This window comes from Acinetobacter sp. ABJ_C1_1 (genome assembly GCF_044684115.1).
GTDB lineage: Bacteria > Pseudomonadota > Gammaproteobacteria > Pseudomonadales > Moraxellaceae > Acinetobacter > Acinetobacter nosocomialis_A.
Genome location: NZ_JBITPU010000016.1, coordinates 23,285 through 40,025 on the forward strand (window position 1 = coordinate 23,285; position 16,741 = coordinate 40,025).

Sequence of the window (16,741 nt, forward strand, 5' to 3'; positions counted from 1 at the left end):
TTTCACTCAAAATGATTAAAGGGTAAGGATTAAAACAAAGCACTTTTCAGACGATTAAAAATCAACGTGCGTACTTCACGTTCCTTGATCATTGAGTTGAGTAGATTGGAGCTATAACGAATCAGCTGCCCCCGCTGCTCACGATCACGGATGACTTCTAAGCCGTTCTTGACATAGTTTCGAGCAATCACCGTTCTACGGTTTGGATGGGTTAAACAGACCAGTTGACCGCGTTCGATCTGCTCTTTAATTTTTCTTCTTCTGATTTTGCCGCTCGTGGTCTTATTTATTCGGCCTTGATGTAATAAATAGACACTGTCTACAGGCAAGCCAATGTCAGCCGCCACTTGTTCTTTGACCTGAGTTCTGATGGTTTCAAAATTAAGAGTTTTATCTAATGACTTCTTTTTGATTTCAAGTACAACTGTAACACCATCAGAGTCAGCAAAATTTACTGCTGCAACACAACCTTTACGAACAGCAGGATGTGCCGTTTCAACAGAGCACTCGATGTCTTGCGGGTAATAGTTCTTACCACGGATAATAATCACATCCTTAAGACGGCCAGTTACATACAGGTCTCCATCTTTAATAAAGCCCATATCACCCGTTCTTAAGTAATACTCTTTACTCGGCTGATCTGCCTCATCAAGGATAGTTGCTTCAAAGGTTTCCTGATTGACCTCTGGCTTCTGCCAGTAGCCTGCTGTAACACTCTCTCCTGCTAGCCAGATTTCACCGACTTCATGAGCTGCTACTTCTTTACGGGTATGCGGATTGACGATGCGGCAATCAATGTGTGCCGAGATCTTGCCACAACTCACCACTTGCACCGCGGTCTGATCCTGACTGGTCTGTACCAAGTGAGCATTTAACTTGTCACGATCAAGCGAAATTGCATTGAGTGGACCAGTTACACCACTGACCAAGAGCGTCACCTCTGCCAAGCCATAGCATGGCAAGAAAGTATCCAGTTTCAATTTCGATTGAGTATTGAACTTCTCCATGAAACGTTGCATGACATGCGCCTTGATTGGCTCTGCACCGTTAAACAGCACACGCACATGGCTTAGATCAAGCGCTGCTGCATCTTCATCCGAGATGCGATGCAAGCACAATTCATACGCAAAATTTGGTCCACCACTAATCGTGACGCCTTTTTCACTAATGAATTGTAGCCATTTAAGAGGTTTTCGAATGAAGTCTAGTGGCGACATCACATAGCAAGTCAAACCAACATATACGGTCTGCAAAACTGAGCCAATTAACCCCATGTCGTGATAAACAGGCAGCCATGTCAGGCCAATATCATCAGGTTGTGTACAAAAAGCTTCAGCAATCATGGCTTCATTTGCCATAATATTTTTGTGGGTGACAATTACACCTTTAGGCCAACCTGTTGATCCTGACGTGTATTGAAGGAAGCAAACGTCATCTGCATCAATATATGGAAAATCTTTTTCCACCAAGTCACGCTGAAATTCGGCGTCAACTGCATGTAGTATTAAACTTTCATTTTGAGCTTTTAATGTGATTAGACCTGATAGCTCAAGAATTTTTTTTGTTGTGAGTACTATCTTTGGTTCACAGTCATTCATAATATTCAAAATATTAGAAAAACCATTACGATTAAACGGCAAGCTAACTGGTACTGCGATAATTTTAGCTTTCAGACAAGCAAAGAACGATACGATAAAGTCTAGCCCAGGCTCGAACAGCAACACTGCACGCTCACCACTGTCCACAAGGTTCATTAATATCTGAGCTTGGTGTTGAACTCGCTCGTTCAGATCTGCATACGTTAGAGATTGAATACCACCAGATTGGCGTCCCAAATACTCGAAAGCAGTTTTACCTCCCTGTAAATTTGCATGGGATTCCAAAGTTGCAATGATATTATCCGTACACATTACAGCCATAACTTACTCCGATTAATTATAATTAACCCTTAAAACCTGCTCATTCAGAAATTAAATTTCTAGCTGGGTTTTTAAATAAAAAATGAATATACTTTTTGTTTAAAATATAAATTCACATTATATTTTATGTGCGAGTGTTTTTTATTACACCTGTAAGTGTTTACAGGTTGGATGTGATTTATCAAAAATTAAGAAGCCAGACCGCTTTCACAAATCATTTTTTATTCAGTTATATATTTTTAATTCCTGTATTAATTAAACTTAATACTCAATCTTTACTCTTAATTTAGATATTACAAAGCTAAAATTTTGATGTTTTTTTAATCTTAAAATCTGTGCTCAATTGTAACTCTTCTCTTACCTAACTTTTAATTTTAGATGGTTATATGTGACATAATTCATCATTTTTATGATGACAGGTTATTCAAGCATAAAGTACCTACTCTCTCGTTCCCCTTTATTTTCAAGGGTCAAGTATTAAATTGAAATCATCTAATCAGCATTTTAGTGATTGAAAAGCATCTCATGTGCAACCAAGATACAAGTTCCGCAATTAATCTATTTAATTTATATGATTATTTATAAATCATTAGAAGCTTATAGCAGGAATCCTAATATAAATAACTTCTCTCTAAAAAATAAATTTTATTATTTTTTAATAACCAAAATTTAAAATAAAACCTTACACTTTATTTAATTTAAAAACATTTTAATTGTTAATTTATCTTAAGTTTAAAAACTATTTTAAATATTTAATTAACCTAATTTAAAATAAAACATTATAACTAATTATTTTTAAATTTTAATATTAATTCTTTATTATTTATCTCTATAAAAGCCCAAGCATTACAGCCCGAATAGCCGCTGAGATTTTATTGTTCACATTTAACTTTTGCATCGAATTACAGAGATGGAAATTTACCGTCCTTTCCGTCACCCCAAGAATCTGCGCGATCTCTGCTGACGTTTTACCCTCAGCCGTCCAACGTAGCGCCTCTTTTTCTCGGTTCGTTAAATAAAGATTAAACTGAGAGAACTCTACATCATTTACAATTTTAGCAATGCTGGAATGCACTGTTTGGGTCAACCAGTACATATTTGTATATTGTGCTTTTTGCTCTTTTTCTGATAATTGGTCGGCAGATCTTGCGAGTGTTAACATTCCTCTGGTCCCAATAAAATCACGGCTTGACTGAGCCCAACCAACATTTAAACCATAAGAACGTGCTTCCTCCCAGAACTCTTTTTCTTCTTGTGTCTTTGCACATTGGCTGGACCATACAAGAGGTTGAAGTGAGACCATACAATGCTGCACGGTTGGGTCCACCTTCACATAGCGTTGCTCTACATAACGCTTCTGCCATGCTTGAGGGTAATTATTCAACATAATCGTTTTTGGTTCAGCAATAGATAAGGGTGACTGCATACCATAAGCACAATAATCAAATCCAAGCTTTAAAGCTGTAGATTTAACTACTTCAAACAGCTCATCTTCATCTTGTACGATCAGAAATGCTGATAATAAATCCTCTTGCCAACTTTCCATTTGCGCTCATTAGACTCCATTCACAAATCATTTTTGTCAGTTGCATCTTGTGAATTCAAGTGATCAAATTGAAGCGTAGGCCTAATTTTTACCTTTATTTCAATAAAGCTCTGCAAGAATCTAAAAGATTTTAGGTTCCAAAAATATGTTCAATACCTAATCTTCTTTTCTTGATTTCTCAATTGCAGATTTTGAATTCATCATCCAATTAACAACACTTTCAAGCCTGATATGGTTGCAAATTATTCAGATAAACTAAATTTCTGAAAGCTTTTAAGGTTGTTATATCCGTGTGCAGATTATGCTTGAAAATTTAAATTTTACAGGATGCATTTTATTCCAAAAAACAACAATTTTTAAATTAATGAAAGCAGCTTAATATTTATTCTTCTGAGTATATTTTTATTAATTTAATTAAATAATATCTCCCCCTACTCGTCCACGTGATATAATTTTACCAGTTCTTATATATTGAAACTAAAAACATCCATAATGATCTAGCAAATCAAATAATTAGGTTATGACTTCTCTTAGTTATAATTATTATTTTAATAATGAGAATAGATGCTATTTACAAAATTTATAACAAACTAAGCCTATGGAGCATTTTTTAAAAGTAATTTTCATATTAAAGCTACAAAATTTTCAATTTTACATAAGCAAACCTTAATACTTAAACAAGTCTCTAATAAGAAAAGCTTAACGGTGTAAGGTATCAAATTATATCTAACCTGTTAAACATAACAGTATTTAATTGGCAATAATTTATGTTATTTATCAATAGATTCCTAATTCAGGTTGCTTGAACAGGTAGCATGGCCAGCATCCCCCCTCATTTTCCAATCTCAACAGATGGTTTTATTCGCATGAATGAAAACCAGCTTATGAATTACCCTTTCCAACACGTCATATCTATTATTGAGTCTACACACATTAAAGAGTCTCAAATTATCTATTATGGTTTTACTGAATGGGCCACATTAAAGACCCCAGCTTTAAGTACCGGATGGGACTGGGAGTTCGTAGAGCAAAATGGTTTTGCTAGCTTAAAACGAATTGGCCTACCCAGAAGCAATATCATGATTGTTGATGTGTCTGGTACAGATATTGGATTTGATATCACCGAAACACTAATTGAAAGAAAAATAGATACGCTGTTTTGGGAACAGTTCATTTATGCTCAAATCAATGCAACATTAACAAAGTCTAAATTAAGTCTGACTTTCTCTTAGAAACCTGTAAATTTTTACAGTTACCGCCTTCCCAGCTGTTCAGTAAAGTCACATCAAAAATAAGTGGAAGCACTTGTAATGAACATTATTGCTGGATTTCAAAACAATTTTTCAGAAGGCTTATATACCAAATTTAAAAGTTACCGTTATAGGGTATTTGTTGAACATTTGGGATGGGAGTTAAATTGCCCACATAATGAAGAACTAGATCAATTTGATAAAATCGATACAGCTTATGTGGTTGCTCAAGATAGAGAGTCCAATATTATTGGCTGTGCCAGACTATTACCTACGACTCAACCCTATTTATTAGGTGAAATATTTCCTCAATTACTCAATGGAATGCCTATTCCCTGCTCACCAGAAATTTGGGAACTCTCAAGATTCTCTGCTGTAGATTTCTCGAATCCACCTACAACAGCGAGTCAAGCAGTGTCATCGCCAGTTTCTATTGCAATTCTGCAAGAAGCGATTAACTTTGCAAGAGCACAAGGGGCCAAACAACTTATTACGACCTCTCCTCTTGGTGTAGAGCGTTTATTACGTGCGGCTGGTTTTCGTGCCCATCGTGCAGGACCACCAATGACGATTGATGGATATTCGATGTTTGCATGTTTAATTGATGTCTAATTGTTTAAAGGTTAACTCTTGCTGCTTTAGCATGAGTTAACCTATCTCTCTATAACCAAGAAATATACATACCACCGAGACAAAAATAACGCGTATTAATCAGTCTTGGTTTTTAAATTTAAGTTTACTTTTTTATGATAATCCTCATCCGTTTTAGTCGTCCAGTCACGCGGCATAAAGGAGGTCGATATAATGGCAACGATAGCCATACTTCCAATATAAAGCATAATTAAATATGGATTACCTTGCCCAACACTAAGCAGTTTAGTGGCAATCATCGGTGCTAAACCACCGCCTAATACACCAGCCAACTGTACCGAAATAGAGATTCCGCTGTAGCGAATTTCCGCAGGAAATTGACGGGCGAAAAGCTGAGCTTGTGGTGCATACATAATCGGGAAAACCACGCCAATTGCTAACACAATTGCTGTCCAGACGAGTACCGGATCTTTTGTGTTGAGCATGGTGAAAAATGGATAGCAGTAAAGTGCCAATATGCATAAACCAAACATGAACATATTACGTTGACCCACTTTATCTGACAAATGTCCACATAATGGTGTCATAAATAGAATGACTATTGCACCGCAAATGGTAGCAAACAAAATGTCTTGGCGTGCGATACCAAGTTGCGCAGTGGTATAAGCCAATGTAAAGGTTGAGGCAATATAGAACCATGCGTTTTCGGCAGCACGCGCCAAAATAATAGTGATGAGTTGCTTTGGATGGTTTTTAAAAACTTGTACGGCAGGAACTTTGACTTCTTCGGACTGCTGTTTTACTTTTTCAAAATCTGGTGACTCTGGTACTTTCACCCGAATGTACCAACCTACTGCTAGTAAAATAATGCTGGCAAGAAATGGTAAACGCCACCCCCAGCTAAACAGTGCTTGTTCAGGTAATAACGACACCAGCCCTAATGCAATTGAGGCTAGCATTAAACCGCCACCTGTACTGGCTTGAGGCAAACTTCCCCAGAACCCTTTACCGCCTTCGGGTGCATGTTCAACGGCCATAAGCACAGCACCGCCCCATTCACCGCCCATTGCCATCCCTTGAATGAATCGTAAGACAACCAAACAAATTGCAGCCCAGTAACCAATTGATTCGTAAGTTGGTAATAAGCCAATCAGTACGGTTGGGATCCCCATGAGCATCAAGGTCAGTAGCAACATCGATTTACGGCCAATCTTGTCACCAAAATGACCAAAGACCAGACCTCCTAAAGGCCGCCCAATAAACCCAACGGCATAGGTTGCAAATGCCGCAAGTACACCTGTAAGTGGGTCCAGATTAGGGAAAAATAACTTGTTAAAAATGAGGGCTGCTGCCGCACCATAAACAAAAAAGTCATACCACTCAATGGTGGTACCGACCATGCTAGAGATGCCTGCTAATCGATGTGACGACTTTTTAGAATGTGAACCGTTTCCATGTATTGTTTGCATCGTAATATCCTTTTTAGATTTTCTTGTTTTGTCTTTTTTATGCTTATGACCAGTCCTGACCATAAGCATTTTCAGGCCTGCTTTATCTCCTTAAGCTTTTTATGTTGTTGTAATTCGGTTTAGCTCAGTTTTTCTAAAATTTGTTCCAGCTCCGGATTACGTTCTTGCCATTGTGGTTGTTTGTCTTTATCGACGATGAGTGCGCGAACGCCTTCAATAAAGTCACCATGCTCAAACCAGATGTCCTGTAAATCGCGCTCAAGCTGCATACACTGCTGTAGCGAAAGCCCACGACCTAAATGTTGCAGTTTCAGACTAGTTTGTTTAGCAATAAATGAACGCTGCTGCAAAATACTGAGCATCTTGCTTGCCCAAGTTTTTAAGCTTTCATCTTGTTCATTTTCAAGGCTTTGTTCGATCTCATCTAAATGCTGAAATCCAAAATGTTTACGGATGCCTTCGGCAAGTTGTTTAAGCTCACTTTCAGCAGGACGAGTAATAAATCGGGTAATGATGTGTTCAATTCCCTCTTTAGTTAAACTTGGTGCTTCAACCAGAGCATCTTGCAAAGCTTGTAACTGCTCGCTTGGAACATGGTAGTCAATTAAATCGAGGTAAAGCGCATCGCTGCTGCTGATCTGCTCGCCCGTAATTGCCATATAAACGCCAATATCATCAAGACGAGACAGGAAATGCGTTGCACCAACGTCTGGGAAAAAACCAATCGCTGTCTCAGGCATAGCAAATCTCGACTTTTCGCTGCTCACCACAATGTGACAAGCCTGAGCCAAGCCAAAACCACCACCTAATACATAGCCATCAAGCATAACGATGACTGGTTTTGTATATTCACGCAGTATATTTAGCATTTTATATTCGGCACTAAAGTAACCTTTGTAATCGGCCGTGCCATTTTTATAACTGTCATAGAGATAGCGAATATCACCACCTGCACAGAACGCTTTTGGACTATTAGACTTAATTAACACTGCCTGAACAGCAGCATCATTTCGCCACAGTTCCAATTGGGCACCAATACTTTTAATCATATCTAGCGACAATGCATTGAGATGAGTCACACGGTCTAAGGTAATCATGCCGAGCTTACCTTGTCGCTCAATCATTAAGTGATTTTCTGTATTCATTTTATTGATCTCTTACTGATTTTTAAAATTTGCCTTTCGTTTTTCAACAAATGCCTGCATGCCTTCTTTTTGGTCAAATGTTGCAAATATTGAATGGAACATACGTCTTTCAAAACGCAAGCCTTCAGTGAGGTTTACTTCAAAAGCTCGGTTAATGGTTTCTTTAAGCATGATGTTTGCAGTTAAAGATCGTGCCGCGATTTTTTCAGCCGCTTGCAAGGTTTGTTCAAGTAATTCTTCTTTGCTAAAAACACGTGCGACTAAACCACTTTGCTCTGCTTCTACTGCGCCCATTTGACGAGCGGTAAGGCACATTTCCATTGCTTTGGCTTTACCAATCGCATGGGTTAAGCGCTGTGTGCCACCAATACCCGGAATTACACCTAAAGTCACTTCAGGCAAGCCAAACTTGGCGTTGTCAGCACAATATATGAAGTCACACATGAGCGCCAATTCACAGCCACCACCCAACGCATAGCCACTCACCGCAGCAATTAAAGGTTTACGGCGCTGTGCAATACGGTCTGCAAGATGGAAAAAGTCATCTAAATAAATATCAGGGAATGCTAAATCAGCCATTTCTTTAATATCGGCACCTGCGGCAAAAGCCTTTTCAGAACCTGCCAATACGATGCAACCAATTTCACGGTCTTTTTCGAGCTGATCTAATGCCTGATTAATTTCACTAATTAATTCGCTGTTTAAAGCATTGAGCGCTTGAGGGCGATTTAATGTAATCAGTCCAATCCCATTACGCTTTTCTAATAAAATACTTTGCCACTGCATTACTTATTCCTTGTTCTGATTTTATAGACTACGTGCGATGACTAAACGCTGGATATCACTCGTGCCTTCGTAAATTTGGCAAATACGGGCATCACGATAGATACGTTCAATTGGGAAGTCTCTGAGATAGCCATAGCCACCAAACACTTGTAGTGCACTCGAACACACACGCTCAGTCATTTCTGAAGCAAATAACTTAGCCATTGAGGCTTCGTTGAGACACGGTTGCCCTGCTTCTTTGAGACGCGCAGCGTAGTGAACCAGTTGTCTCGCTGCTTCAATTTCGGTTGCCATACTGGCAAGGCGAAATGCGATGGTTTGATGCTCAAAAATTGGTTTTCCAAAAGTAATACGCTCTTTGGCATAACGGGTCGCCTCTTCGAGCGCCGCACGTGCTAAACCGACTGCTTGTGCAGCAATACCAATACGTCCACCTTCTAAATTGGCAAGAGCGATTTTCAAGCCCTCACCTTCTTTGCCAAGCATGAGGCTTTTATGAATGCGCACATCGGTCAGAGCAATCTGGCAGGTATCCGACGCATGCAGACCCAGCTTTTCTTCAACACGAATCACTTCGTAACCCGGTGTCTCACGCGGGACCAAAAAGGCACTAATGCCCTTTTTACCTGCGCTCGGATCGGTCACGGCAAACACAATAATGACACCAGCATTATTACCCGAGGTAATAAACTGCTTAGCACCATTTAAAATGTAATCGTCGCCATCTTTGACAGCTCGGGTTTTAATGGCTCCCGCATCTGAACCAGTATGAGGTTCAGTTAAGGCAAAAGCACCGATCATTTCACCTTGCGCAAGGGGTTTTAAAAAGCGCTCTTTTTGCTCGTCAGTCCCAAACTTTAAAATAGGCACACAGCCAACCGAGTTATGTACACTCATGATGGTCGAAGTTGCACCATCTGCCGCCGCAACTTCTTCAAGAGCCAATACATAGGCTAAGTTACCCGTGTCTGAACCGCCCCATTGCTCTGAAACAAGCATACCCATAAAACCGAGTTGCCCCATTTGAGCCAGAGTCTCTTTTGGGAAAGTCCCGTCCCGATCCCAATCGCTGGCATAAGGCTTAATTTGTTCTTGGGCGAAACTTTTCGCCATGTCACGGATAAGTAATTGTTCTTCGGTAAATTGCATTATTATTTCCTTTACCCTGCTTTAGCTTGTTGTTTAGCAATTTCTTGATTACGCAATAAAAAGCGCTGAATTTTGCCACTTGGAGTTTTAGGTAATTCACTCACAAATTCAACTAAACGTGGGTAAGCATGAGCAGAAAGTCGTCTTTTAACAAACTGGCTGAGTTCTTCAGCAAGTGCCTCTGTAGGCTGAACACCCGCAGCTAAAATCACGAATGCTTTCACAACTTCGGTACGGTCTGGGTCAGGCACACCAATCACTGCGGCCTCAACCACTGCATCATGTTCAAGTAAGGCACTTTCTACATCGAAAGGTCCAATACGGTAGCCTGATGTGGTAATCACATCATCGCTACGGCCTACAAAGCTCATACTGCCATCGGCATGAAGCTCAGCAGTATCACCTGTTAAGTAGTAATGACCGACAAATGGCGATTTACGGCTTTCTTTATAGCCACCAAACCACATCATTGGAGACTGGCTAATATCGACCGCTAAAATTCCCGGTGTATCTGGCGGAAGCTCTTCCCCTTGCTCATTAACAATCGCAACGCGATAGCCTGGACTTGGAAAGCCTGCTGAACCGGCATGAATTTCATGTTGTAAGCCATGATGGTTACATACCACCATGCCGACTTCGGTTTGCCCGTAATGGTCATAAATTGGAGCATCTAAGACTTGTTTAAACCAGCGTATAACCTCTGGGTTAAGCGGCTCGCCTGCACTGCTCACCACACGAAACTGCCCTTTTAACGGCGCCATTTGTGCCGGATCAGCCGCCATCATCATGCGGTAAGCCGTTGGTGCACCTGCCAAATTATTAACTTTATAATCTTTCACAATTTGGCATAGGCTATCGGTACTAAAACCGCCTTCATAGAACAAAGTGGCATGGCCTAAAAATAACGGTCCAGTAATCGCGTAGTAGAGCCCATACGCCCAACCCGGATCGGCAATATTCCAAAACGAGTCTTCTTCTGTTAAACCAATGGCATCTTGCATATATCGACCAAAGGCAATCAGTGCTTTTAGTGGTACTTCTAATGGTTTTGCAGGCCCTGTTGTGCCCGAAGTAAACATGAGCAAGAAAGGATCTTGAATGCTACGCATGACTAGATCACATTGATCAGACTGCTGCTTCACTTCATTCCAAAAGTTAAAATCCCCTGCTTTGAGCGGAGTACCTTGTGCGTCCGCCACCGTCACAATTGCAGGGCATTTTTCAATTTCATCAAGCTTGCTACGGTTACCCATATCGGTCACCACCAGCTTACTTTGTGCAAGCTGAATACGGTGCTCAATCGCTTTTGGGCCAAATGCTGTGAATAGCGGTTGATAGACTGCACCAATTCGCCAAGCTGCCAAAATAGTCACAATCAGTTCAGGTGTTCTTGGTAATAACCCTGAAATACGGTCCCCAGTTTTCACACCTTGTGCTTTTAAAAAGTTAGCAAACTGACTCGACCATTCTTTTAGTTCACGGAAGGTATATTGCTCTTTACGCCCATCTTTTCCTTGCCAGTACAGCGCGATTTTGTCGCCATCTGCATGTCGATCGCAGCATTCATAACATGCGTTAAGTGCATCAAGTGAACCTGACAACATCTGTTTTGCAGTACTTTCCAAATCGAAAGCCTGTGCAGCATTTTGATAATCCATCATATCTTTTCCCTCAGTCCGGATTTGTTGTTATTCACGACAGGGTTTGATTTATTGGTTTAAAGCCATCCTTTGGCTTTACCGTTATGCCTCTTGTGGCAGGTATTGCTGAATAATGCTCGAAAAATCGAGATTGGCATTACCACGCATGCACATTTGCTGATAGAGCTGCTGTACCATGCCACCTAATACCACTGGCTGTTTGACTTGGCCCGCGGCCTCTACAGCGAGTCCTAAATCTTTTAGCATCAGCTGAGTCGCAAAGCCGTCTTGGTAACCTCGAGATGCTGGGGCATTTTCATTAATATGCGGCCATGGGTTACACACATCCGAGCTCCAGCAACGACCGCTTGAGGTGTTAATGACGCCTGCCAATGCTTGTGGGTCGATGCCCAGCTTTACACCGAGTGCCATACCTTCGGCAACAGCAGCCATTGAAATACCTAAAATCAGGTTATTGCAGATTTTGGCAATTTGACCTGCGCCCACATCACCGCAGTGAACAATATTTTTGCCCATGTGGCTGAGTACAGGTTTTACGTCGTTAAAGGTTTGATCATCGGCACCCACCATAAAGGTTAAAGTTCCTGCTTGAGCACCAATGGTTCCACCAGAGACTGGTGCATCACAGATTTTAATATTTTTACTGTGCGCAACAGCAGCAATGTCTTTAATGGTTTGTGGGTCAATGGTACTGCTATCAACGCATAAGCTACCTGCTTTTAGCACTTCCAAGACACCATTTTCACCCAAGTAAACTTCTTTAACATGTTTTGCCGCAGGCAACATGGTAATAACCACATCCGCTTGTTTTGCTGCTGCCTGTGGGCTGTCGCAGACTATGCCACCTGCCTCGGCGAAGTGCTGAATAGCAACTTCACTGAGGTCATAACCATAAACTTTGATTCCAGCTTTTAGTAGGTTATGGGCCATTCTGCCGCCCATATTGCCTAGACCGATAAAGGCGATATTCATCGGTGATCCCCTTAACGTAAACTAATGGTTGTATTTACACCGCCAATTTCATGGCTATCTTCAAACCAGCGACTGGTAATCGTTTTGGTTTGGGTATAGAACTGCACAGCCTGTTTACCGTATGGCCCCAAATCACCGAGTTTTGAGCCTCTTGAACCGGTAAAACTAAAGAAAGGCACTGGTACAGGAATTGGAATGTTGATACCGACTTGACCAATATCAATTAAGTTTTGGAAAGTACGTGCAATGGCACCGCTTTGAGTAAATAGGCCTACACCGTTACCAAATGGGTTGGCATTGATTAGAGCAATCGCTTCATCAAGTGTGTCTACACAAATAATCGAAAGTACTGGACCAAAGATTTCTTCTTTATAAATACGCATGTCGGTATTTACGCCACTAAAAATCGTCGCACCTACAAAGTTGCCCGATTCATAACCTTGCACTTGCACATTGCGACCATCAAGCAGAAGTTCGGCACCTTGCTCAACACCGCTATTAATTAAGTCCAAGACTCGCGCTTTAGCACGTTTTGAAATGACTGGGCCAATGTCAGTATTTGGCTCATGACCTGCATTTACTTTTAAGGTTTTCGCCTTTTCGACTAGCTCTTGAATCCATTGTTTGCTGTCACCCACCATGACTGCAACAGACAATGCCATACAGCGTTGCCCAGCAGCACCAAACGCTGCACCCACCAAGGCATTCAGGGTTTGTTCTTTATTGGCATCTGGCATCACAACCACATGGTTTTTTGCACCCATCATTGATTGCACGCGTTTGCCATGTTGTCCTGCAAGGTTATAAACATGTGTGCCAACCGCAGTTGAGCCTACAAATGAAATCGCTTTAATATCTTTATGGGTACACAAACGATCAACTACTTCTTTACCGCCATGAACAACGTTCAGCACACCTGCTGGAATACCTGCTTGAATCGCAAGTTCAACCAACATCATGGTTGATAAAGGATCTTGTTCTGAAGGTTTTAAAACAAATGTATTGCCACACACGATTGCCATTGGGAACATCCAAAGTGGAATCATGGCAGGGAAATTAAATGGCGTAATACCCGCACAGACACCTAATGGTTGCTGCAAGGTATACGTGTCTACACCACGTGCTACACCTTCAACATATTCACCCATTTGCAAAGTGCCGATCGAACAGGCATGTTCAACCACTTCTAAACCACGTTGAATATCACCTTCGGCATCTGCCAAGGTTTTACCTTGTTCAGCCGTTAGTACTTGTGCAATTTCCTTCATGTTGGCACGGATTAAGTCTTGCAACTTAAGCATGATGCGCATACGCGCCTGAATTGGAGTATGACGCCAAGAAGCAAAAGCATCTTGTGCAGCTTGAATAGCAGCGTCAACTTCTTGAACCGTTGCAAATGGTACGCGACCAATCACTTCCTGAGTGGCAGGGTTAACAATGTCTTGCCATTCCTGTGTTTTAGATTCGATAAACTGTCCGTTAATGAGTAATTTAGCGGTTTCCAATTCGATTTTTTGGATTGTGTTCATAACCTCTCCGTAGGCCATATTTTTATTGTGTTCAGTTATTAGAAAATACTGATCTATGTATTTTCTTTATTCAGGTTTTATTTGAGACTAACAAAGAAAGCTTTGACCACCAACGCAAATTCATGCACGATTGTTGTGCAAATATGCACAAGGACAATAACAAAAATGAAAGTGGATTGGGATCATCTACAGTTTTTTCTGGTTTTAGCTCGCACTAAAACCTTAACCAATGCAGCACGTATTATTGGTGTCGAGCACAGTACGGTGGCTAGACGGATTCAGGCGCTAGAACTTGCTTTGGGTACAACCTTGTTTAAGCGTGAGGCAACGGGCTATGAGCTGACACTTGAAGGAATGGCACTTGTTCCTCGAGTTGAGCAAATGGAACAAGCTTTTTTACAAATTGAAAAACCACATCAACCTTTGCAAGGTCGTGTGCGAATTGGCACACCTGAGGGCTTTGGAACTGCATTTTTAGCACGCTTACTGGCTGAGTTCTCGATTCAGTATCCCTTACTCACCATCGATCTAATTCCAGTACCAAAAATGATTAAGCTCTCACACCGTGAAGCAGACATTGTAGTGTCGATTGAACGCCCAACGTCTGGGCCCTACATCATTACGCGCTTATCAGACTACTGCTTAAAAATTTATGGCAGCCAAAACTATCTAGCGCAAAACCCACCTATTCGACGTCTAGAAGATTTAACCCAGCATCGCTTTGTGAACTATATTGATGATCTGGTGTATAGCCCAGAGCTGTACTGTTTAGAACGGTTACCTTTAAAGCTCAATGCCAACTTTCGTAGCAGCAGTATTTTGGCCCAACAAATTGCGGTCAGTGCGGGTGCAGGGCTTGCGATTTTGCCCAAGTTTCTGGCAAACGATAAACCTGAACTCGAAGAAGTATTAGAACAACAAGTTCGTTTTACTCATACTTTCTGGATGCTGACCTTTGTTGATTTACAGCACGAACCACGCATTAAACTCGTCTGGGATTATTTGCGTAAACAGGCCGACAAGTATCAACATTTACTGGTCGATTAGACACCTCAATAAAAAAGCCAATCAATTATGATTGGCTTTTTTGGTAAATCGAGAAAGGATAATTAAAAAACTTCACGGCCTAGTTTTTTCATGCGCGGCTTATAGAACGCATAGTAGGTTAGGCTTAAAACCACTAACCATACTGGGCTGACGTAGAGTGCTTTCAATGTATCTGGCTCTAGTGCCAAAATCACTAAAGTAAACAAGAAGAATGCAATAACCACATACGCCATCAAAACGCCACCAGGCATTTTAAAGGTTGATGCAGCATGAAGCTCAGGACGAGTTTTACGATAACGTAAATAGCACGCCATGATTAAAATCCACACGCTAATAAACAGGATTACGCAGAGCGAACTTGCCAAAGTAAATGCTTCCATTGTGTTTGGAACAAAGTACTGAAGCACTGCTCCGCCCATAATGAAAATACATGAAAAGATTAAACCATTTGAAGGTACAGCGCGTTTTGATAAACGTCCTAATACACTCGGTGCCTGACCATCTTTCGATAAACCGAACAACATACGGCTTGTTGAAAACACGCCACTGTTCATTGAAGACATAACCGAAGACAGTACAACCAAGTTCATAATAATTGCAGAAATAGGAATACCTGCATTTAAGAACAACTCAACAAATGGGCTTTTATCTGCACGGATATGATCCCACGGTGTTACTGACATTACGACAAAAAGTGCCAGCACATAGAACAGGATAATACGTACCGGAATCGCATTAATTGCTTTTGGTAGGTTCTTTTCTGGATCTTTGGTTTCAGCAGCTGTTGTACCAATCAGCTCAACACCAATAAAGGCAAATACGGCGATCTGGAAACCTGCCAAAAACCCGCTTACACCTTTTGGAAATATACCACCATGTGACCATACGTTACTGACACTTACAACCTCACCATGAGGAGCTTGGAAGTGAGTCAAAATCATGTAGCCACCCACACCAATCAAGCCAATAATCGCTAGAATCTTAATGAGTGCGAACCAGAATTCCACTTCACCAAACAACTTAACTGTAAGAAGGTTAAGGCTTAAAACAAATAGTACACAGCCCGCACTAATCATGGCTTGTTGCATAGGTGAGAAACTGGCGCCTTCGGGCAACCAGAAACTTAAATAATTAATGACCGCTGAAAGATCGGCAATACCGACCAATACCCAGCCTAACCAATAGGTCCAGCCTATGTAGTAGCCAGCCCATGGGCCAATCAAGTCATATGCCATATCAACAAATGACTTGTAATGTAAATTAGCAAGCAGTAATTCACCTAATGCACGCATAAGGAAGAAAAACATACCACCAATTAACATGTAAATAACGAGAATTGAAGGACCTGCGAGGGAGATGGTTTTGCCCGAGCCCATAAATAGACCGGTACCGATTGCACCGCCAATTGCAATGAGCTGTAAGTGGCGATTACTTAATTTCCGTTGTAAATGATCAGGGGAACTTGCCTCATCTGAATGATGAACCATTGTCATATTAGAAGTCCTTTTTATATTTGCTTAATTTCAATCAGCAACATATAGGGAGAAAATGAACCGTATATCATGGGTTGCTGAGTCTATACATCGGGACAGGATGTTCAAGTATATTTTTTCCTTAATTGAACTATCTTTTATCCCTGTTTTTTAAATTGCATTATTTATGTACTGCCTTCACGGC

13 protein-coding genes are annotated in these 16,741 nt (G+C 41.0%); 3 read left to right on the forward strand and 10 right to left on the reverse strand.

The window, feature by feature from the left end; all coding sequences use genetic code 11:
• Positions 1-29 precede the first annotated feature (29 nt).
• Positions 30-1,919: a fatty acyl-AMP ligase gene (locus tag ACG59Z_RS15850; RefSeq protein ID WP_396463852.1), complete on the reverse strand. Its 1,890-nt coding sequence runs from the start codon at positions 1,917-1,919 to the stop codon at positions 30-32.
• 829 nt (positions 1,920-2,748) lie between these two features.
• Positions 2,749-3,465, reverse strand: a complete 717-nt coding sequence (gene abaR / locus ACG59Z_RS15855; RefSeq protein ID WP_396480878.1) for a LuxR family transcriptional regulator AbaR — start codon at positions 3,463-3,465, stop codon at positions 2,749-2,751.
• Between the two features lie 815 nt (positions 3,466-4,280).
• Between abaR and ACG59Z_RS15860 the strand changes: the two genes are divergently transcribed.
• Positions 4,281-4,697: a DUF4902 domain-containing protein gene (locus tag ACG59Z_RS15860; RefSeq protein ID WP_400200234.1), complete on the forward strand. Its 417-nt coding sequence runs from the start codon at positions 4,281-4,283 to the stop codon at positions 4,695-4,697.
• 63 nt (positions 4,698-4,760) lie between these two features.
• The gene (gene abaI, locus ACG59Z_RS15865) at positions 4,761-5,327 is read left to right on the forward strand and encodes an acyl-homoserine-lactone synthase AbaI (RefSeq protein WP_396480876.1); all 567 of its coding nucleotides are present in this window, start codon (positions 4,761-4,763) and stop codon (positions 5,325-5,327) included.
• Positions 5,328-5,422: 95 nt separating this feature from the next.
• Here the strand turns inward: abaI and ACG59Z_RS15870 are convergent, their stop codons facing one another.
• The 7 genes from ACG59Z_RS15870 to ACG59Z_RS15900 all read right to left on the reverse strand — a co-directional run bounded on the left by ACG59Z_RS15870 (position 5,423) and on the right by ACG59Z_RS15900 (position 14,017).
• Positions 5,423-6,775: an MFS transporter gene (locus ACG59Z_RS15870; protein ID WP_400200236.1), complete on the reverse strand. Its 1,353-nt coding sequence runs from the start codon at positions 6,773-6,775 to the stop codon at positions 5,423-5,425.
• Positions 6,776-6,894: 119 nt separating this feature from the next.
• Positions 6,895-7,920, reverse strand: a complete 1,026-nt coding sequence (locus ACG59Z_RS15875; protein ID WP_400200238.1) for an enoyl-CoA hydratase/isomerase family protein — start codon at positions 7,918-7,920, stop codon at positions 6,895-6,897.
• 12 nt (positions 7,921-7,932) lie between these two features.
• Positions 7,933-8,706 (reverse strand): enoyl-CoA hydratase, encoded by a 774-nt coding sequence (locus ACG59Z_RS15880; protein WP_400200239.1) that lies wholly within the window; start codon positions 8,704-8,706, stop codon positions 7,933-7,935.
• A gap of 21 nt (positions 8,707-8,727) precedes the next feature.
• On the reverse strand, positions 8,728-9,855 hold the full coding sequence (locus ACG59Z_RS15885; protein WP_019457967.1) for an acyl-CoA dehydrogenase family protein: 1,128 nt from the start codon (positions 9,853-9,855) through the stop codon (positions 8,728-8,730).
• Between the two features lie 11 nt (positions 9,856-9,866).
• On the reverse strand, positions 9,867-11,516 hold the full coding sequence (locus tag ACG59Z_RS15890; protein WP_400200242.1) for an AMP-binding protein: 1,650 nt from the start codon (positions 11,514-11,516) through the stop codon (positions 9,867-9,869).
• A gap of 81 nt (positions 11,517-11,597) precedes the next feature.
• Complete coding sequence (gene mmsB / locus ACG59Z_RS15895) at positions 11,598-12,488, reverse strand: 3-hydroxyisobutyrate dehydrogenase (protein WP_400200244.1); 891 nt, start codon at positions 12,486-12,488, stop codon at positions 11,598-11,600.
• 11 nt (positions 12,489-12,499) lie between these two features.
• Positions 12,500-14,017 (reverse strand): CoA-acylating methylmalonate-semialdehyde dehydrogenase, encoded by a 1,518-nt coding sequence (locus tag ACG59Z_RS15900; protein WP_400200245.1) that lies wholly within the window; start codon positions 14,015-14,017, stop codon positions 12,500-12,502.
• A 165-nt stretch (positions 14,018-14,182) separates the two neighbouring features.
• Here ACG59Z_RS15900 and ACG59Z_RS15905 point away from each other — a divergent pair, with 165 nt between their 5' ends.
• Complete coding sequence (locus tag ACG59Z_RS15905) at positions 14,183-15,064, forward strand: LysR family transcriptional regulator (protein WP_272303734.1); 882 nt, start codon at positions 14,183-14,185, stop codon at positions 15,062-15,064.
• A gap of 62 nt (positions 15,065-15,126) precedes the next feature.
• On the opposite strand, the gene ACG59Z_RS15910 is transcribed toward ACG59Z_RS15905, so the two are convergent.
• Positions 15,127-16,557 (reverse strand): amino acid permease, encoded by a 1,431-nt coding sequence (locus tag ACG59Z_RS15910; RefSeq protein ID WP_400200248.1) that lies wholly within the window; start codon positions 16,555-16,557, stop codon positions 15,127-15,129.
• Positions 16,558-16,741: the final 184 nt, after the last annotated feature.